Annotated in this window: 17 protein-coding genes; 10 read left to right on the forward strand and 7 right to left on the reverse strand. The window is 38.8% G+C overall.

Going from position 1 to position 20,801, the window contains the following annotated elements:
* Positions 1-32: 32 nt before the first annotated feature.
* Genes LC419_RS19755 through LC419_RS19765 form a run of 3 tightly spaced genes read right to left on the reverse strand, consistent with a single transcriptional unit; the run spans position 33 to position 3,234 of the window.
* Positions 33-998 (reverse strand): hypothetical protein, encoded by a 966-nt coding sequence (locus LC419_RS19755; protein WP_223608955.1) that lies wholly within the window; start codon positions 996-998, stop codon positions 33-35.
* The gene (locus tag LC419_RS19760; RefSeq protein WP_223608956.1) at positions 999-2,432 is read right to left on the reverse strand and encodes an MBOAT family protein; all 1,434 of its coding nucleotides are present in this window, start codon (positions 2,430-2,432) and stop codon (positions 999-1,001) included.
* A 31-nt stretch (positions 2,433-2,463) separates the two neighbouring features.
* Positions 2,464-3,234, reverse strand: a complete 771-nt coding sequence (locus LC419_RS19765; RefSeq protein WP_223608957.1) for a class I SAM-dependent methyltransferase — start codon at positions 3,232-3,234, stop codon at positions 2,464-2,466.
* Positions 3,235-3,332: 98 nt separating this feature from the next.
* Here LC419_RS19765 and LC419_RS19770 point away from each other — a divergent pair, with 98 nt between their 5' ends.
* Together LC419_RS19770 and LC419_RS19775 are read left to right on the forward strand one after the other, a co-directional pair.
* Positions 3,333-4,172, forward strand: coding sequence for a glycosyltransferase (locus LC419_RS19770; RefSeq protein WP_223608958.1), 840 nt, complete (start codon positions 3,333-3,335; stop codon positions 4,170-4,172).
* The gene (locus LC419_RS19775; protein WP_223608959.1) at positions 4,172-5,335 is read left to right on the forward strand and encodes a glycosyltransferase; all 1,164 of its coding nucleotides are present in this window, start codon (positions 4,172-4,174) and stop codon (positions 5,333-5,335) included. The genes LC419_RS19770 and LC419_RS19775 overlap by 1 nt, the downstream gene beginning before the upstream one ends.
* On the opposite strand, the gene LC419_RS19780 is transcribed toward LC419_RS19775, so the two are convergent.
* From LC419_RS19780 to LC419_RS19790, 3 genes are read right to left on the reverse strand one after another with little or no spacing between them, the layout of a single operon-like run.
* A complete protein-coding gene (locus LC419_RS19780; RefSeq protein WP_223608960.1) occupies positions 5,332-6,090 on the reverse strand; it encodes an SDR family NAD(P)-dependent oxidoreductase in 759 nt (252 codons plus the stop codon). The genes LC419_RS19775 and LC419_RS19780 overlap by 4 nt on opposite strands.
* Positions 6,090-6,323 (reverse strand): phosphopantetheine-binding protein, encoded by a 234-nt coding sequence (locus LC419_RS19785; RefSeq protein WP_223608961.1) that lies wholly within the window; start codon positions 6,321-6,323, stop codon positions 6,090-6,092. The genes LC419_RS19780 and LC419_RS19785 overlap by 1 nt, the downstream gene beginning before the upstream one ends.
* 30 nt (positions 6,324-6,353) lie before the next feature.
* A complete protein-coding gene (locus LC419_RS19790) occupies positions 6,354-7,328 on the reverse strand; it encodes a ketoacyl-ACP synthase III (RefSeq protein ID WP_223608962.1) in 975 nt (324 codons plus the stop codon).
* A 49-nt stretch (positions 7,329-7,377) separates the two neighbouring features.
* Here LC419_RS19790 and LC419_RS19795 point away from each other — a divergent pair, with 49 nt between their 5' ends.
* The 8 genes from LC419_RS19795 to LC419_RS19830 all read left to right on the forward strand — a co-directional run bounded on the left by LC419_RS19795 (position 7,378) and on the right by LC419_RS19830 (position 18,831).
* Complete coding sequence (locus tag LC419_RS19795) at positions 7,378-7,941, forward strand: DapH/DapD/GlmU-related protein (RefSeq protein WP_223608963.1); 564 nt, start codon at positions 7,378-7,380, stop codon at positions 7,939-7,941.
* The gene (locus tag LC419_RS19800; RefSeq protein ID WP_223608964.1) at positions 7,941-9,092 is read left to right on the forward strand and encodes a glycosyltransferase; all 1,152 of its coding nucleotides are present in this window, start codon (positions 7,941-7,943) and stop codon (positions 9,090-9,092) included. Before LC419_RS19795 ends, LC419_RS19800 begins: the two co-directional genes overlap by 1 nt.
* An 11-nt stretch (positions 9,093-9,103) precedes the next feature.
* Positions 9,104-9,655: a serine acetyltransferase gene (locus tag LC419_RS19805; protein ID WP_223608965.1), complete on the forward strand. Its 552-nt coding sequence runs from the start codon at positions 9,104-9,106 to the stop codon at positions 9,653-9,655.
* 454 nt (positions 9,656-10,109) lie between these two features.
* Positions 10,110-15,074, forward strand: a complete 4,965-nt coding sequence (locus tag LC419_RS19810; protein ID WP_223608966.1) for a T9SS type A sorting domain-containing protein — start codon at positions 10,110-10,112, stop codon at positions 15,072-15,074.
* Between the two features lie 342 nt (positions 15,075-15,416).
* Positions 15,417-16,085: a carbonic anhydrase gene (locus tag LC419_RS19815; protein WP_223608967.1), complete on the forward strand. Its 669-nt coding sequence runs from the start codon at positions 15,417-15,419 to the stop codon at positions 16,083-16,085.
* Between the two features lie 22 nt (positions 16,086-16,107).
* The gene (locus tag LC419_RS19820; RefSeq protein WP_223608968.1) at positions 16,108-16,407 is read left to right on the forward strand and encodes a hypothetical protein; all 300 of its coding nucleotides are present in this window, start codon (positions 16,108-16,110) and stop codon (positions 16,405-16,407) included.
* 148 nt (positions 16,408-16,555) lie between these two features.
* Positions 16,556-18,148, forward strand: coding sequence for a SulP family inorganic anion transporter (locus LC419_RS19825; protein ID WP_223608969.1), 1,593 nt, complete (start codon positions 16,556-16,558; stop codon positions 18,146-18,148).
* Between the two features lie 47 nt (positions 18,149-18,195).
* Positions 18,196-18,831, forward strand: a complete 636-nt coding sequence (locus LC419_RS19830; RefSeq protein WP_223608970.1) for a carbonic anhydrase — start codon at positions 18,196-18,198, stop codon at positions 18,829-18,831.
* Positions 18,832-19,110: 279 nt separating this feature from the next.
* Here LC419_RS19830 and LC419_RS19835 read toward each other — a convergent pair.
* Positions 19,111-20,801, reverse strand: a 1,691-nt coding sequence (locus tag LC419_RS19835) for a TonB-dependent siderophore receptor (protein WP_223608971.1), incomplete at its 5' end; no start/stop codon positions are given.

A 20,801-nucleotide genomic window follows, 5' to 3' on the forward strand; every position in this document is an offset into this window, starting at 1 on the left:
GCTGTTCAACAGCATTTATATCGTTTGAGCTTCTATTTTTTTTCCAAAACATTTTTCAGAAGAGGGACTAATTCCTTTGAAAGGATTTTTGAACCCCTTTCATTTAAATGTCCATAATCCCATCGGTTCTCATACAGATAAAACGCTGGGTATTCTTCCGGATCTACAAGACTTATAACAGGAACTTTGAATGCATTCCGGTAAGTCAGAAGCTTTTTCGCATCAGGTTCTGCAGGCCCTGGAATCAGCATGATCAGCTTAATATTTCTTTTTTCACACTGATCGGCAAGTTCATTGATTTTTTCAACCAAAGCCTTATTAGGACTGTGTTTTTTGTCATCTGCATGATAACGCTCCAATCTGTCTTTAATAACGTTCTTCAGTTCATTTTCTTCTGTTCTTGGAACTGTACTGTCTTCCAGCGGGGAAAAACCCTGATTTTTATAGACAGAGCTATTGTAGTTATCTTTAATTGCTTTTTCATCACAGTGCTTATTAAACCGAAAAACGTTCAGAACAAATGAAGCCCAAGCCAGACCCACCTGTTTATAGTTGCCATTGTCTATCTGAAAGTGCGTTGCAAAAACGGTATTTTCATAATTAAAAGCCCCAAAACTCCGTTCTGTTTTAAGATTCAGCTTGGTAATATTGATTTTATCCTGAAGTTCAAGAACAATATATTTCGGTTGAAAAGAAGGATCTTCAAGTACAGACTTTAGGGTTTGAAAGTTTTCCAGATTGAACCCGGCATTTGCCCCTAAATTGTAGGATTTTAAACCATGAATATTTTCATCAATCACCTGACAGTCGATCTGGTCATTGATTTTCGAACTGCCAATGAAATAAAGATTATATTCCGGATGTTGTTTTAAATATTCTTTTTTAGCGTTTAAAAACGGATAGGAATAATTGCTGTTCGGGCTCAGCGCAAGCTTTATCAGGCCAATAAGAAACATTATGGCTACAAACAAAGACAATATGGAAAGAAATCTTTTCATTTAAAACTGAAAATATATAAATTCATTACTCCCGAAATTCGCAAAATTCAAGGTAAGATAAGCTACCACAATATAGATCACCGCCTGAATCCACCATTTCCTTTCCTGAATTTTCAATCCGTAATCATGAGTCCGGTTCATCCATTCCATTCCAAGCATGAAAATAATCAATCCTGCTAAAACGGGATGAAATGCTGTCGGAAACGAAAATAAACTTGGGCTGATCATTCCTTTAATGTATCCTAGAGCATCCGAAACACTAGCTGCCCGGAAGAAAATCCATGCAAAGCAGGTCAGTGCAAAAGTGATCAGAATACTGAAAATCTCTCTGAAGGAAGGGATAATTTTGCCCATCGCTACTACTTCCAGGTGATGTCGGTTCTTTTCAGCTATCAGTAACGGAAGAAAAAACAGTGCATTCAGACCACCCCAGATGATGAAAGTCCAGTTCGCACCATGCCAGAAACCGCTTACCAGAAAGATGATGAAAGTATTTCTGATCTTCATCCATAACCCGCCTTTACTTCCTCCCAAAGGAATATAGAGATAATCCCTGAACCATGAAGAAAGCGAAATATGCCATCTTCTCCAGAATTCCGCAATGTCTCTCGAAAAATACGGATAAGAAAAGTTTTTTAATAATTCGATACCGAATAATCTGGAGGTTCCCAACGCAATATCTGAATATCCTGAGAAATCACCATAGATCTGAAATGCAAAAAGAACTGCTCCCAAAATAAGGTTGCTGGCACTTTCCGTGTGATAATTCGTGAATATTTCATTAACGATCGGGGCACAGTTGTCAGCAATCACCATCTTCTTAAAAAATCCCCAAAGAATCTGTGCCATCCCATCTTTTGCTCTTTCATAATCAAAAGATCTTTTACGCTGGATCTGTGGAAGAAGGTGTGTGGCTCTTTCAATAGGTCCTGCAACCAATAACGGGAAATAGCTTACAAAAACGGCATAATCTACGTAGTTTCTCTCTGCAGGAATTCTTTTTTTATACACATCGATCACGTAAGACAATCCATGGAATGTATAGAAGGAAATACCCACCGGTAAAATCACTTTTAACAGCCACATATTGACCCCAAATCCAAATGTTTTCAATAATTCAGCAAAATTCTCGATGAAGAAATTGTAGTATTTAAAGAATCCCAGAAAGCCGAGATTGATTCCGATACTCAAGACAAGCCAGAAGGTAGCCTGCTTTTTAGTTTTACTGTTTTCAATCTGAATCCCTGAAAAATAATCCAGCAAAATAGAAAACACAAGAAGAAACAGAAATCGCCAGTCCCAACAGCCGTAAAAATAAAAACTGGCTGCCAATAAAAGCATATTCTGGAATTTATAATTCTTATTAAATACACACCAGTATAAAATAAAAACTATGGGTAAAAAAATGAGAAAGGCAATAGAATTAAAGAGCATAGAGTTTTCTTTAATATAATAAGTATAGAAATTACTTTATAAAAACTCCAATGTATTTCCCTTCATACTCCACTACTGTTGTTTCTATATTATTTTTTTCACAGAAGTCCTGATAAGCAGAATTATCACCAATATCGTCACTGATGAATACGCCTCCTTTTTTTAGATGTTTATACAGTTCATGGTATGCCCACATCCTTCCGTTATAACTTTTATCCGAATCATAATGAAGTACATCAAAAACTGAATTTTCAGCAAAAATCTTCGGTAACGATTCTTTATCCGCAAAACGGTATAATTTCCAGTTGGGTTTCAGGTTTTCAGGCACTACATAACCCACATACTGATCACCGTCCTGTGCCAGATACGGCATATCTGAACTGTACAGCGTTCCGTTTCTTTTTGCCAGAGACAGCAAGGAAGCCAGGGAAGACCATCCATAAGCTACGCCGGTTTCCACAACGTTATGTGCATTGGTAAATTCACATGCATAATACATCAGCTCTAAAGCTCCGGGACCGCCCATTTTTACAGGACATGCTTTTTCTCTCTGTTCAGACGTCTTCAGAACATCTGCATAGTCTTTACGGAAGTCCTCTATTTCAAAACCGAACAGCTTTGAAATCGCTTCCTGTTGGGAAACAGATCTCGCTGCAGCCCATGACTTGGTTTTATCTTTTCCTTTAAAGGAATTACTTCTGTTTATTGTGTTTTTAATGATTTTCCGGCCCAATTCCGGATAGAGATCGGGTCTTTTCAGATACCCTATAAAAGTTTTGAGAACTCTTGCTATTTCACTCACTGTGTTAAAGTTTAGTCCACAAAAATAATTATTTTTCTGTAATGTTTAATTTTTATCTTTGTGAAAATTTATTTATCCCAAAAACACCAAGATGTCCAATGAAGTTTTCTATCCTGATTGCCAATTACAATAATGGTAAATTTTTCCAAACCTGTTATGACTCTATTATTGCGCAAACTTATGATAACTGGGAAGCTGTCATTCTTGATGATTCCTCTACCGACGATTCTTTGGAAGTCATCAAACAGATCATAGGAAACGATTTCCGCTTTAAAATATATGAGAATGCAGAAAACAGCGGTGTTGGGGTTACAAAAAGTAAACTTATTGAGTTCGCCACCGGAGACATTTGTGGTTTTGTAGATCCTGATGATGCGATTACTCCGAATGCCTTGCTTTCAAGCATTGAGATTTTCAGAAAAAACAAAGAAGTAGTCCTTACCTATTCCAAATTCGTAAAATGTGACGAAAACCTTGTTCCGATAGAAATTCCCAGGTTGACGATGAGCGTTCCGAACCATGACCCTTATTTTTTTAATTGTCCTGTTCACATTGTTCATTTTGTCAGCTTCAGAAAAAGTATTTATGACCAGACGGAAAAGATCAATACCGTAATGAAAATTGCAGAAGACCAGGATCTGTACTTAAAGATGTATGAAAAAGGTAAAGTACAATTTATCAATGAAGCCAATTATCTTTACAGAACCCATTCGGGAGGAATTTCTCAGAATGAAAACCGGCCGAAATCCCGCGAATATTTTGCAAAAGTCATTTTCAATGCCATGCATCGCAGAAATCTTAAAACGGTAAACGGGAAGCCTGTTCCGACTGAATATCACAACTCTGCTGAAATTTATAGTTTACTGGAATATCAGAGTTCTATCACTTTCAGAATAAAGAAAAAGCTAAAAATATTTGCACAACAAATCTTTAGTTAATGATGAAGAATAATAAAATCAATGTCCTTTTCAGACACCGTTCCATGGAGATGGGCGGCGTGGAAAAAGTAATTCTCAGTATCCTTAATAATCTCAATCCTGAAAAATTTGACATCACAGTCTGTCTGAATCTGAATCAGGGTGAGCTGAGAAATGAATTTCCGAAGCATATCAAAAAAGTCTACATCACGGACGGTAAAGAAGATTTTTCTAACAATCCGCTGATCCATAAACTGCAGTTGCTTCGCAGAAGACTTAAGCTTTCCCGTGCTCAGAAAGACCATAAAATTTCTGACCGTCTTTTAGGGAATAAAAAATTTGATATTGAGATCGCTCCCAGCTACTCAACGTTTTCATCTGTTATCAATTCAAGCAATGCTGCATCCAAAAAAGTAGGCTGGTTCCACTCTGAAATCAATGTGCCTAAATTACAACCACTGGTTCCGGACATACTTAAAAATTTCCCTCAATTTGATCATATGATCTACTGTTCTCAGAAGATCAAAGATATGATGCATCAATATTATCCTGACTTAAGTTATCCTCAGGAAAGTGTAGTGATCAATGCCATCCCTATTGACGAAATCAAAAGAAAAGCAGAAGAAAAAACAGAAGCTCTTCCTGAAGGCCCGGTTTTCGTTTCTGTGGGACGTCTTCACGACAGAAAAGGATATCACAAACTGATTGATGCCCACAAAAAGCTTATGGATGAAGGATTTCGCCATACGATTATGATTTTAGGAAGCGGTGAAGAACTGAAAAACCTTACCGAACAGATCCGTCAGAATAATGTTCAGGAGACCTTTATTTTAGCAGGTAACAAAATGAACCCTTATCCGTATGTTAAAAATGCAGATTATTTCATTCTCCCTTCTGAATCTGAAGCCTGGCCGCTGGTCATCGCTGAAGCATTAATCCTTCAGAAGCCTATTATTGCTACCGATACGGGAGATGTAGGAGTGATGATCAAAGACCGCGAAACCGGTTACCTCATCAATTATGAAACGGAGGAAATGTATTCTGCTATGAAAACTTTTCTAACGGACCCTGAGCTTATTGCCAGAATCAGAAAAAATCTGGAAACCATAGAGGACCAGTTTGACAATCAGAAAATTTTTGATGCAGTGGAAGGAATTCTTGAAGACCTTTATCAAAAAAATTAATGGGCGGAGTATCCTCCGTCTACCACAAGATTAGATCCCGTGATCCACTTCGCTCCGTCTGAAAGCAGGAAAATGCATGCATTAGCCACATCTTCAGGCTGTCCGATTCCGAGCGGATGTTTTTTAAGGATTTCTTCAGCAGCTTCTTCCCCAATGTTTTCAAACATTTTTTCAAGTATCGGCGTATTAACCATGGCCGGACTTATGCTGTTAACCCTGATTCCAGTTCTTGAAAGTTCCATCGCCAGAGAACGTGCTCCAGAAACTACAGCTCCTTTGCTCGCTGAATAAGCAGCTTTTCCTATTTCGCCCACCATTCCTGCTACTGAGGAAATGAAGACAAAACTGGAAGTTTCGGTTTTATATTTTTTTAGGGATAAAATCTTAGCAATTTCAAAACCGGAAATTACATTGACTGCAAAAATATCCTTGTACAGCTGAGGAGTATGCTTTTTCAACGGTAACGTCTTTTCGATACCTGCGCAGTGGATAAATCCTGAAATCTTCCCTAAAACATCTGCTTTTTCAGCAATCAATTCTTCAAGATTTTCAGCTGTGGTGATATCTGCAATAATGGTTTCTGCTTTGGTATCAGGATTCAGCATAGATACTGTTTTCTGAAGTTCGTCTTCGTTTCTTGCGATAAGAATAAGACTGGCCCCGCTCCTGCTGCATTCTACAGAACAGCTTCTCCCGATGCCGGAAGAAGCCCCTGTAATAAGAATTGTTTTATCTTTTAAAGAAAACTGATTCATTAATCCTCAAAATTTTCTTTACCAATAACATTCATAAGATCAGAAACGGTTTCTATATCTTTAAAGTGTCTTGTATCGATTTTCTTATCGAAATTTTCATCCACAAATGCAATCACTGAAAGCAAACTGATGGAGTCATAGCTTTCCAGACTCTTTAAATTGGTGTCCACTGTAAGCGTTTCATCTTCTTCTAATTCTTCCTGTAATTTCTCTAAAAAAACTGATGTCTTCATATCTCTTTTATTTTATGGCTTTTATATTATTTAAATGTCCATCACGGTTGCTCCCCATGAATATCCTACTCCAAAACCTGCCATTAATACGCGGTCACCTTCTTTCAGTATTCCCTGATCCATCATATTTTTCAAAGCGATCGGAATGGTTGCAGATACCGTATTTCCTGTGTTTTCCATATCAATATAAAACTTTTCTGCCGGAATCTTAATCTTTTTCCTTAAGTAGTTCAGCATAAAAGAATTAGCCTGATGAAAAACGAAATGGTCAATATCATCCATGGTCAACCCGTTCTTTTCCAGCGTTTCTTTTACAAGCCCGGGAATATTTTCAATCGTGAAATTAAAAATTTCCGGTCCGTTCATGTACAGATTTTCGGGTTCAAAATCATTTTCAGGATTCAGTTCAAAATCTGTTTTGAAAGCACCTTTCTTTACAATAAGATTCTCTGCACCGCTTCCGTCTGTTCCCAGACAGAACTGATAGTCCTTCGCATTTTCATCTTTCTCCACAATCACAGAGGCTGATGCATCTCCAAATATACTCCGGTTGGCTTTATCTTTCGGGTTGATATGCTTCGAGTACGTTTCTGACGTGATCAGTAAAATACTGTTCGCAATTCCGGACATGATTAATCCTTTAGCAAAAGCCAGTCCATAAATAAATCCGGAACATCCCAAATTAAAATCTGTAGCTCCGATATTCCTTCTGAGCCCCAGCCTATCCTGAAGAATACAGGCCGTTGTGGGAAGGAAATAATCAGGACTTTGTGTACAGAACAGAATAAAATCCACTTTGTTTCTGTCATAATTTTCGAAAAGCTTCTCGGACGACTTTACAGCAAGCTCCAGTACGGTCTCGCTGTCTGATGAAATATGACGCTGTCTAATCCCTATTTTCTCATGAATTCTATCAGAACTCCATTCCGGAAATTCTTTTTCAAGATCCTCATTGGTCAGAACATTGCCCGGCAAATAATATTCTATTTTGGAAACTTTTATCATAGAAATTCTTTTTCTTTGTAAAAGTAAAACAAAAAAGCAGATTACTCAAATGATGATTTTCCTATTCCGGGTTATATTAAAAATCCATACTACTTATCAGCTGATGATACAAAAAATCTACCTTAAAGTCAATATTGCAAAAGGATTGAAAGTAGGAAAGAATGTGCGTTTTGTAGATGTTCCTGAATTCGGAACAGAACCTTTTTTAATTGAAATAGGTGATGAAACCACATTTTCAAATAATGTGAGATTTATTAATCATGACGGAGGCTACAATGCCCTTCATTTTTTTGAAAAATATAAAGATGTAAGAGCATTTGGAAGAATAAAAATAGGTAAACAATGCTTAATCGGTGCAGATACAACGATTATGCTGGGGGTGGAAATGGGTGATAACTGTGTTTTGGGTGCAGGTTCTATCCTGACAACTTCTATGCCTGCAGGTTCCGTTTTTGCAGGGGTTCCGGCAAAATTCATCTGTACTATTGAAGAATATGGGGACAAAGCCCTTAAAAATAATGTCATGTATCCGCGAGAACTTGAATTAGACCGTCCAAAATTGGAAGCCTACATCAAGGAACATCTTCCACACCGTTATAAACCTGTAAGATAATGGCTGCAAAAAAGAAAATCCTGATACGCATCGGTTCACTCCGACATGGAGGTGCAGAAAAAGTTTTGATTAATTTTCTCAAAAACCTACCGGAAGACAAATACGAAGTTGATTTACTGATCAACCTTTATACAGGGATGTACATCCAGGAAGTTCCGTCATGGGTAAAACTTCATTATCTGCTGAAGGGTGAAATGATTACCACGAACAAACCTCACGAAATTCCGGTGAAAGCATTCAGGGTGCTGTATCAGAAAATGTTTCTCTGGTTCCCTTCCCTGCTTTATAAGTTCGTTCTGAACAATAAAAAATATGACGTAGAAATAGGTGCTATCCATGGGATGTACAGAGAGCTGCTATCCAGTCCGCAAAAGGATTCAAAGAAAATCATCTGGATTCAGAATGATATTTTTAATCTGAAAGAATATACACCGGATATCATCCGACAGTTTTTTCAATTCGATAGAATATTGGTTATTTCCAATAAACTGAAAGAAGAAATGCAGAAGGCCGCGAAAAACGACAGAGAAAAGCAGGCAGTGGTGAAAATTTTTAATCCGATCGATAAACAGGATACGTTAAAAAAGGCGAATACAACCATTGATGATTACCCTTTTTCCAATGACATTCCTACGTTTATCACCATTGGAACGGTTTATCCACAGAAAGGTTATGACAGACTTTTAGATGTTCACAAAAAACTGATCAATGAAGGATTGAAACACCAGATCATCATCATTGGGGACGGTTTTGAATTTGAGAAAACGCAGAGCCAGCTCAACGAACTCGGACTTCAGGAAAGCGTAAAAATGCTGGGATTCAGAAGCAATCCTTATCCCTATTTGAAAAAGGCCGATTTTTATGTGATGTCCTCCAGACATGAAGGTTTCCCTACCATCATCGCTGAAGCACTGATCCTGAATAAACCGGTAGTATCAACAGATGTTTCCGGAATTAAAGATCTATTGCAGGATGGGAAATTAGGACTGATCATGCCCAATTCAGAGGACGGGATCTACGAGGGAATGAAAAAGTTTCTAACCGACCGGGAATTTGTCAGCCGTTACGAAAATGAAATTAAAACTGCAGATCTGCCGTTTGTACTGGAGAAGTCTGTGGCGCAGCTTCAGGAAATTATAGATGAATTATAAATAATTTAGGAATGGGTTATACACTTACACAAAAGGATTTTTACAGGGAAAGCGGAAAATGGCTCTCTTCATTTGAGATCTGGAAAAAATGTATCAATCCCAATCTGCATTTTATTTATGTTTTAAGAAAAGCCCAGAAATATCACAACAAACCTATTTTGGGAATATTCTGGAAATTCGTTCTCAGACATTATCAAATCAAATACGGTTATCAGATCTATCCTGAAACCGAAATTGGGGAAGGTTTTTATCTGGGTCACTGGGGAAGCCTGGTGATCAATCCTCAGGTTAAAATCGGGAAAAACTGCAATATTGCCCAAGGAGTAACTATCGGGCAGCAGAACCGGGGTAAACTTCAGGGGTTTCCTACCATCAGTGACGAAGTCTGGATTGGCGCCAATGCCGTTATTGTAGGCGGAATTACCGTCGGAAGCAATGTCTTGATTGCTCCCAATTCATACGTGAATTTTGATGTCCCTTCTCATTCTGTAGTTATGGGAAATCCGGGAACCATTTATCCAAACGAAAGAGCTACAGAAGCTTATATCAACCATAAGGTCTGAGAAACCTTTCCATAGATTTTTATCGATATTAGTAAATTTTCCTTGAAAAAGCCAATGTCCCTATTGTGGGAAAAAGTTTTTTTGTCGATTTTTGTTAGAGAATTTTTGAAAATTAAACTTTTTAGTTAAAATTTTTAATCATTTCTGAAACACAATAACTTAAAAACACACCCATGAAAAAAAATTACTTTCTAAGGATCATGCATTCTTCTTTGATGCCTCCTTCTCCCTCAATTCCGAAAACATCACTGTTTCAGAAATCTCATTAGCCACTGATTTAGTTTAAATCAGGAAACAGCAAATAGCTTTTAATTGTAAAATCTTCATTTCATATTACTCAGGTTGGGATTAAAACTAACATTGATTATATAAATTTTCACTGCTATTGATCTGCTGATTGTTAACAACTTCCAGTGCCTCACTTACCTTAAAAACACTTTTAATTTTAATACGTATGAAAAAAAAATCGACCTTAAAGATTTTTGCTGCAGTCTTTTGTATTGCATCGTCTCATGCATTTTCGGGGACCATCCCCATCCCGAAGCCTAATGAGAAACCCAGTGGATCCAGACTTAAAACGCCAATACCACCCGGCATTTATGATCTGGATCCACTCATTATCATTTCACAAAATGTGAATGAAAAAGGACTCGTCGTTATGAACGGACAACTTTCCAAACCTTTCACCGACAGTAACATTTTCCTCTCCATTAAGTACCAGAATGCTCTGGGAGAATGGGTAACCGGCTGGTGTAAAACATTATACTCGTACAACCAGTATAACGAAAATTTAAAAGCAACTTTTGAATTACCCGCCTCCGTAAACCCCAATTACAATGTAAAGGTGGAATTAAGCTCTGATTCGAGCACAGCCAATTTCAGCAGTGTAGTCTGGGGGAAAACGGTAAACCATTACAAACAGGGAGATTATGCTATTGGCAACTGTGAGCTGGATGAAAATGAATACACCATGCTTTTAACCCCTAAAAAAGCAGGTACATTGATCACAGATGCTAACGGAAAAGCTACAGGAATCAAAGACAGGGTAACCTCAGCCTATTCCTGGAACAAGCTGAGTAATGTTTTAATGGATAATAAAAAAAACGATGTTGTTTTTTCTCCAACCAATCCCTCAGATGTTATAACAGAACCGAATGATACCAAATCTGTAAAACTGATCAATACGGGAGCCATTACCAATGTACTCGGATCTACGCCCGAATTCATCTACAATGAAGCAGCCGGACACCCTATTCCGTATCTGTACAGTTACGATGATCCGGTATATATTTTTGCCGGTAAATTTTCCACCAATGGATTTTTCATGAAGTTCAGTCAATGGCCGGGAGAACCTGATGGTCCGGGATATTTCAATTTCAAAGATCCAACCCGTTTAGAAAGCAGATATTTCAATCTCTATAACAGAACATGGAAGAATTTATCTGAAATCATTCCTGATCAGGAGCCGGTAGTGATTGTATCCAGTCTTTCGACAGGTTTAAGAGTTTATAAAAATGATGGAACTTACATTGACTTAAATCCAAATACAACCAGTAATTATGGCGGGCCCTATTTTGGGTACACCAACGGACTGGGAATTCGAAGAGGACCAGGATCTGAAAATTTATTGATTTCCGATACCTCTGAAATGACCCTTTATGGTGTGGGAGCGCTGAGAAATGATGTGAATATCTCCTATCAGACCAAAAGATCATTACAGGATATAGAAAGAGAAATTTCCAAGTTCATTAAGTATACCGGTATTTTTGGAAATACTACGGCGTATAAAAATGAAGCATCGGAATGTTCTGTCAACTGCTACACCATTAATCCGGGAGCACAGCCAACGCTGGTAACAGACTGGACCAAAGCTCCTAACAGCTATATTTTCACAGGAAAAGACAAGAATGGAAATCAGGTAGACGGTTTGTATATCCCTGTTAAAAAAGCACACGAAATGTGGGCTAAAGGCGGCGATTTCATGAAGAATGACAACGGAGTCTATACCAAAATCCCTGATGGCATCGCTAAGGCAGGATTGTACTGGGAAGATGAACCTGGCCTTATTAAATCTGTTACCCTCGAAGGAACCGGAGAAAATGCCAGGATTAAGGTCCTGATCAATAAAATAAAAGAAGGTAACGCTGTTGTATCCTACAAAGTCAATGACCAGATATACTGGACATGGCACGTATGGGCGACGGATGACCCTTCTGTAAACGGAAGCACCTATCATCACGGTTTCGAAAAAGATAAAGATGGTAATCCTGTTACCAACTGGAAGTGGATGGACAGAAACCTGGGTGCAACTAATGCGAATTTTGTAGGCAACGACTGGCATAAATCTGCCGGACTGCAATACCAGTGGGGAAGAAAAGATCCGTTTCCATCGTTTGGCCTTAAGGATTTAAGCCTTTATCCAATCAATGGGGAGATCAATTTGTCTTACACAGATCCTGCTTTTCAGTCTAAATTCATAAAAGTAAGAGGAAATAAATATACTACCCAAATCAATACGGGAACAGATACGCCTAACGGAAATATCAGATTTTCGATACAAAACCCGATCAGCTTTATCGCAACGCCGGTATTTGTCGCTAAAAAAGGAGAAGCTTTAGTAAATGACGGTGAAGATTTCTTAAAACAGAATGACAACAACAGCTGGACACAGGTTGGTATCACCACGTGGTTTTCAAAAGAAAAATACAAGAAATACCTTCCTCCTTACCGTGAAAATATAGCAGCGTGGGATCTTTGGGGAGATACTCGTCAGGGGAATTACTCAGATATTGATGATGCCGTGGTGGGAGAAGCCAGTTCAAGATACGCTCTTAAATCACCCTATGATCCATGTCCGTGTAACTGGAGAGTTCCTTCAAGTTATTTTTCAGGAGGAAGAAATTCAGGTACTCCAATGCCTAATGAAAACAGATACAGCCCTTGGGGAAAACATACCGGAAATACAGTTGATCCTGAATTCAGTGCTACGACTTTAAATGCTGATTATCCGGGGATCAAGGTGTATCCTCAGTTCGGATTTGATTTTTCAGGCGTTTCCGGAATGAATCTGGGTAAATTCCCTATCAACGGAAATTATGAAAACTATCCAAACGGTACCAGTCCGTTAAAATACGGAACAGGGTGGATCACTCCGGTGGTCAACTTTCAGGATCAGAGTGCAGATGGCGGTTTATTAACGTCTACATTTATAACGGCAACTGAAGTGATCAATCAGGTAAGATATCCTTCATTTGGTGCTGCAGGTCTAACTTTAATTTCAGATCCGTTAAGCGGCTCCAAACCAAGACCGGGATGGCACAGATTCTCAACGAGTGCTTACAGCAGCAGCGGTGGTGTTCGTTGTATATACGACCCTAACAGTGCCTTTATGCCGGCAGCTTTTGAAACGGAATTCGTAGCTTCAACTACGGAAACCTATTCTCCGGAAACTGTAAAATCATGGACCAAACTGCCCAACAGCTACGTAGAATATACCAATCCTGCTTTGGTAACTCCCAATCCGAATGGAAATAAAGTAGATTCCAATAAGGATAATGACAGGATCATTGAAATTCCGATAAGAAAAGCCTACGCGATGCACAAGCTGCATTTAAGCACAGATTTCTCTTTCCCGGCAGAAAGCACAAAGTCTTCTTCCGTGGTTTGGACCAACAATACGAGCCTGATCCAGAAGATGGAAATTGTAGATGGCCCGATAGATACTGCCATTTTAAAAGTTACCTTAAATCCTAATGCTACAGGAAATGCTGTCGTTGCCCTTCACGTAGGAAGCGGTACCTGGACAGCGAATAAGCACAATGATCCGGTATTGTGGAGCTGGCATATCTGGGCACCAAGATCGGTTATTGAAACATACACCTTTGATCCGGAAAATGCTACCAACGGCGGAGTTATTCCTGCCAATAATCAGTTTGTAGACCCAATGACGAGTGCAGGTGTTCCTATGAAAACTACCTTTATGGACAGAGATTTAGGAGCAAAACTACCTTTTATCAGTGAGCATATTTATGGATATAATACATCTGCTTATACAGGTCCGTTAGGTTCTTACAACAACAATAATCCGGCTGCAGTGGCAAGATTGGACCAAATGCATGACAGCGGCGGTCTCCATTTCCAGTGGGGAAGAAAAGATCCGTTGCCGGTATTTTATAATCCGGGAATGTTTTATAATCATTTCGTGAACAGTAAAAGACCGTTCAATGACTATTTTGTATACAGACAGAATAATCCTGCCAATGCCACTACGGGAGCTATTCCGTATGCGAACAATATGCTGGAGCCTGAATACTTAACAAGTTACACCCAGCCTTACACCACTTATTCTGCAACGGCTAATGTTTCATCATCTGATTCTAAAGCTGATAAACTGAAAAAGGTCGTTAAGTATTCCGTCACCAATCCTTTAAGTTATCTGTATCAGTCTGATGTCACAAAAACAGACTGGGTTTCAGACGAAAATGGCAATATGCCTGAAAGATGGGGACATGCCACCGAAAAATCGGCCTATGATCCTTGTCCTGCAGGCTGGAGAATCGTGGATATGGAAAGTGTGTCTACTGGTGTTATTCTTGGAAACCTTATTTCAAAAGGAAATACGCCTTGGTTCTACAATGCAAAATTCACGAATTCTTATGGGATTGATCCTGGTAAAGACAATACCTATGTAAGCAATGAGGCTTATGATATCAACAAAATGAATTATCTGGGCGGTTTTGTTTATGGAAATGCCTCAGGTATGGGCTCATTCAGATATGGATTTATTTTAAACAGGCCTGAATACAATATCGGAACATTCCCTAACAACGGAATAAGAGGATTCAACGGAGGAAATACCTTAGACGCGTCCAAACTGGGAGGAAATCCGGATACCTTTATGAAGTCCGGAATCTGGACTGCCGCCAATCAGGGTGGTGCCGGTTCTTCTTTAGGAATGCTGTTTAATGCGGTGATCACCCAAACTGTTGGGGCTACGGATAAGCTGTATTATTTAACGCCAACGTTCGGTTTCCGTCCGCAGGCCGCGATGTCATGCCGTTGTGCAGAAATCAAGTATGATGCCAATGGAAACGAGATCGGAAGATACGAACCTTTCGCGATTCCGGTTCCTAAAAATGCTTTGGCGAAAGCAAAAGATGTCCTTGCAAAATCAGTGATTGAGGAAAAAGTAGCTCAGAACAAGCTTGAGTTCTTCCCTAATCCTGTGAAAAGTACATTGTACATCAAAGGAAATAACAAAGCAAAAGATTATTACTATCAGATTTACAACCTGTCCGGGCAGCTTGTGAAGTCCGGGAAGTTTGAAATTGACCGTACGGATCTCTCTTCTTTAATATCGGGAGCTTATTTAGTAAGAATCAACAATTCTGAAACAGTAGTGAAAATTATTAAGGAATAATATTTAAATAAAGTAAAATTTGAACCGTCTCATTTTTTGAGGCGGTTTTTTTGTAGAATTAATAATATTTTAATCTCTATTTTTAATTTTATCATTTATAGTTTGTAATTTTATATAGTCTTTTTAAGTTTGGATTATTAATTTTTCAGGCCGATTCATCCGGAAACTGCATCTATCAGTCATTTTAAACATGATTTTAAGCATATTTTAATATTAAATATTGTTAAAAGTGATTGCATTTTCCGCAAAAATTATATTTTTGCATAATTATTGATTTAATCTATTGAATTTGAAAATAATTTAAACGAAATAAATAATTATAAACTTTCACTATTTAAAATTATGTCACAATCGTATAAAGATATTTTCGAAAACAACAGACAATGGGTAGAATCTAAAATTTCAGAAGATCCTGAATTTTTCCATGAGCTTGCCAAAACTCAAAATCCCGATTATCTGTACATAGGATGTTCAGACAGCAGGGTGACAGCGGAAGAAATCATGGGAGCAAGACCCGGAGATGTTTTTGTTCACAGAAATATTGCGAATGTAGTCAACACTTTAGACATGAGTTCCACAGCGGTTATTCAATATGCTGTAGAACATCTTAAAGTAAAACACATTATCGTATGCGGACATTACAACTGCGGCGGCGTAAAAGCAGCGATGACTCCTCAGGACTTAGGATTACTGAATCCGTGGCTGAGAAACATCCGTGATGTTTACAGAATTCACCAGGCTGAATTAGATTCTATTGAAGATCAGGGAAAACGTTATGACAGACTTGTTGAACTTAATGTTCAGGAGCAGTGCATCAACGTGATCAAAATGGCCTGCGTACAGGAAAGATACATTTTAGAGGAGTATCCTACTGTTCACGGCTGGGTTTTTGACCTTAGAACCGGTAAGATCATAGATTTGGATATCGATTTCGAGAAAATCCTGAAAGACATCCAAAAAATATATAACCTTACAAGTTCTGATTGGGTAATGAGCAGAAAAACGACATAGTTTTTCTAAAAATGAATGTAAGATGAAATTCTGGAGTATTATTGTATTGACCTTCTTTCTCAACTTCACAGCACTGCCTGGCATTGCTGCGGTAGCTGGTTGGGATCTGGCAAGGACCAATGTGATCATCAATGAAGAAGAACCGCATTCTCACCCATCCTCTTTTATCGTTTATGAAAAAACGCTTCCGAAAACTCTGGACGTATTTGATTACGTGAAGTTTTCCGAGCCTGATCTTCAGGGCGTTTCTTTTGAGCTGATAGATGATTCCTTTCATCTGTCGCCTTTACTTACCATATTTTCTCCGCCTCCGGAAGCTTAAATTTTAAAGTATAGTTAGATTTTTTTAATAGTATTCATATCAAAAACGGATATCGGATACGCGTGCTTTTTAAATTTAAATTTCCAATCTTTTATAACTGATTATCTGCGTATAGATCAGCCAGTTATAGTATTTTTCAATAAACATTATGAAAAAAACATCATTCATAGGAGGAATCAAGGAGAATTTCCCTTCCGGACTCGTTGTATTCTTAGTAGCGCTTCCATTATGTCTCGGAATCGCTTTAGCATCAGGAGCACCACCCTTGTCTGGGGTAATCTCGGGTATTGTAGGAGGATTAGTCGTAGGATTTCTAAGTAACTCCAATATATCAGTATCAGGTCCGGCAGCCGGTCTTACCGCTATTGTTTTAACAGCAATCACAGATCTTGGCGCATTCGAACTTTTCCTTTGTGCAGGAATCATTGCGGGACTACTTCAGTTAATTCTGGGATTTATCAGAGCCGGTAGTATCTCGAATTATTTTCCGAACAACGTCATCGAGGGAATGCTCGCCGCCATCGGTATCATTATTATTTTAAAACAAATTCCTCATGCTATGGGATTCGATAAGGATTACGAAGGGCATGAATCTATATTTGACAACGGACTTAATTTCGGATATTTTACAGAATTATTCGGAGCTATACATACGGGAGCTATTGTGGTAACACTGGTTTCGGTAGGTATTCTTATCGCCTGGGATAAAATTCCGGCTTTAAAAAGAATGAAAATGCTTCCTGGAGCTCTGGTAGCAGTAGTGGCAGGAATACTTCTTAACGAACTGTTCAAAATGTCCGGAAGTTCATTGGCCATCGGTACACAGCATCTGGTTTCACTACCCGTTCCCAAATCATTGGATGACTTCAAAAATCTTGTTACGATGCCTGATTTTGGAGGATTCACCAATCCTAAGGTATGGATTGTAGGGGCAACCATTGCTATTGTAGCTTCTATTGAAACCCTGCTTTGTATCGAAGCTTCCGACAGACTGGATAAGCAGAGAAGAATTACGGATACCAATCTTGAGCTTAAAGCACAGGGAATTGGTAACCTGATCAGCTCATTTATCGGAGGACTGCCTATGACTTCTGTAGTCGTAAGAAGTTCTGCCAATGCCAATGCTGGAGCCACTTCAAAGCTATCTGCGATGATCCATGGGGTTCTTCTGTTGGTATGCGTATTGACCATTCCGTTTATCCTTAACCTTATACCGCTGGCTACCCTTGCCGCAGTACTGATCCTTGTAGGCTATAAACTGGCAAAACCAGCGACATTCAAACATTTCTGGCATTTAGGTAAATTCCAGTTCATTCCTTTCGTAGCAACGGTAGTAGCTGTAGTAGCCACCGACCTTCTGAAAGGGGTAGGTATCGGTCTTGCTATATCTGTATTCTATATTCTTCAGGGAAATATGAAACGTGCTTATTATCTGAGCAGGGAAAAACTGGATGATGCAGACGGAATTAATATTAAGCTTGCCGAGGAAGTTTCTTTCTTAAATAAGGCAGCGATCAAAAAGACATTGAAAAACATCAAATCTAACTCTACCGTGACCATCGATGCGAGAGGAACTTCATACATTGCCACAGACGTACTGGAAATGATCCAGGATTTCGCCAATATCAGGGCAAAAGAAGAAGACATTAATGTGGAACTCTTAGGCTTCAAAACTTCATACAAAGACTATGAAAGAGATGAAGATTCTCACATCCTGATCACGCACAGAAGAGCTATGTAAGCTCATTACAATAATTTTTTTAATTTTATAAAGAACAAATCAATCATATGAAAGCACATACACACGAAACTCAATCTACCATCACTCCTGAAAAAGCATTAACTTTTTTAAAAGACGGAAACCAAAGATTTGTCAATAACCTAAAAGCAAACAGAGATCTTCTTGAACAAGTCAATGCAACACGTGAAGGTCAATGGCCTTTTGCAGTAGTTTTAAGCTGTATAGACAGCCGTACTTCTGCAGAATTGATCTTCGATCAGGGATTAGGAGATGTTTTCAGTATTAGAATTGCCGGTAATTTTGTAAATCAGGATATTCTAGGTTCAATGGAATTTGGCTGTAACGTTGCAGGCTCCAAGCTTGTTGTTGTTTTAGGACACACGAAATGCGGTGCATTAAAAGGCGGTCTGGACGCAGCACAAATTCAGGGAATGGGAATGGATAACCTTAACCATCTGATCAATCACTTTGATCCGATCATCAATGAAATCATTGAAGAAGGCGAGGAACGTTCATCAAAAAACGGGGCGCTTTTGGAAAGACTGAATCAGCAAAACGTAAAAAGTGCAATCGAAGATATACGTACACAAAGTTCAACCCTTAAAAAGCTTGAAGACGAAGGTAAAATTAAAATAGTCGGAGCCAATTATAATGTTGAAACAGGAGTTGTAACCTGGTTATAGGAGATAAAACCTTCACATTTTATGATACATACATAAAAAATCATGTTATAGTTAGATTGGAAATTGATTTTTAAAGTATACCGAAGAGGCTGGCCAAACAGGTCAGTCTCTTTTTGTGCGAAATTATCTAGGGTCCGGATCATCTTTAAAGATTGAACTTCAGATCTCCAGATCCTTAGAATTTTCCCGCTTATCCGGTTCACTTTCCCGAGATAATAAGTATTAAGGTATAAAATTGATATAGATTAGGTTGGGTAAACAATCATTCACAAAAGAATCCTAAAATCTAAAAGAATAGCCAATATAGGGAAGAATCTTAATAGAGTTGGTTTCATATATCCTAAACCGGTTATCTTCAATTTCTGCATTGACAAATAGTGGAGCAGGATTGCCAATGAGATTGTTTATCCCAAAGCGCAGCACTCCCTGCCTGTTAGAGCGGTAGGTTTTAGAATATGCCGCACCCAAATCAAGGTTATAATTATCTGAAAGTGTATAGTTATTCGGTTCCGGTTCATACCCCTCAAAATTCTCCAACCTGTTTTTACCGGCCAGCCCATCACCAATGTCTATAAGCGTATACTGTGGTACGGTAATAGACTTTCCTGTAGTGTAATTAAAAACACCCGAAACACTCCACCGCCCGCCCAGGTTAGCTGTTGCCATAAAGGTAACCTGATTTCTTAAATCGGTTGGCGCCTTAAAAAGTTTTCCTCCATTGATCTGCGCAGATGAATACATCGTCTTACTAAGCGTATAATTCGCCTGAAGCGTCAGCCAATTTAATTTTTGCTTATATTCTATTTCTAAACCTTCACTATAACCTTTGCCGGAAATAATCCTATCCGGCCATGGCGCAGCCTCATCTACCGGCATATAATTTTCATCCAGCCGGTACATTAAAATATTATTGAAATTCTTCCGGTACAGTTCAATGCTGACACCTCCACCTGAGGAAAATGAATGACGGTATCCCAGCTCGAAAATGAAGGCCTCTTCCGGAGGCAGATCCTTATTGCTGGGTGCCCGGAATTCATTAGGTACGGATATCCCGCTCAGACTGATCTGATGGTAAAACTGGGCCATAAACGAGTAGGCCGCAAAAAACCGGCTGGATGCATTCAGGTCATAAAAAAGTGCGGTACGCGGCTGGAAAGAATGATAGGTTTTGTTTTTTACCAAAAACGATGTATAATGTAGTCCTGCCTTTAATTTCAGCTTATCCGAAAGGCTGATATCATTGTCCGAATAAAACTTCAGGTGTACAGATTTCTGTGTTTCCACATCCGGTACAGATTCAGAATAAAAATTGGATGCCGCAGCACTAAACCTTGTAAAATTTACCCTAAAGCCAATAAAACTCTGCAGGTTGTTGTTCCACTGATAAGTTAAGTCGTTATCGATGCCTACATCGGTGATCCTGTTGAACTGTTCGGTTCCTGTTACTTCTCCATCCTGTACAAGGTTGCTGTAATTGCTGAACAATAAGGTGCTATTCTGGAAAACCCTGCTGTTATACACCTTGTTCCACCGGGCAGAAATAAGCTTATTGCCCCAATTGAGTGCAAAAGCAGGACGGTTTTCATCGGATATCCCCAGGCTAAACCGGTCGCTGCCCATATAAGAGGACAGGTAGACCCGGCTTGTTGAATCAATCCTGTAATTCAGTTTAACATTTACATCATAGAGATAATACTTAAAATCTGACGCTTCTTTATCCAGAAGGCCAATAAGGCCATCAATCCAGCTCCGGCGAGCACTTGCGATAAAAGAAACCTTGTCTTTAACGACTGGCCCCTCAAGCATAACCGAATTGGTTAGAAGACCCAGGTTCGCAGCTCCGTGATATTCCTGCATATTGCCTTCTTTTGTTTTGATATCGATGACGGATGATAAACGCCCTTCATAGCGTGATGGAAAAGAGCCTTTATAAAAATCAATATGCTTAACGATATCTGCATTAAAAATTG

It is taken from the genome of Chryseobacterium sp. OSA05B, assembly GCF_019970065.1.
In the GTDB taxonomy this organism is placed as follows: Bacteria; Bacteroidota; Bacteroidia; order Flavobacteriales; family Weeksellaceae; genus Chryseobacterium.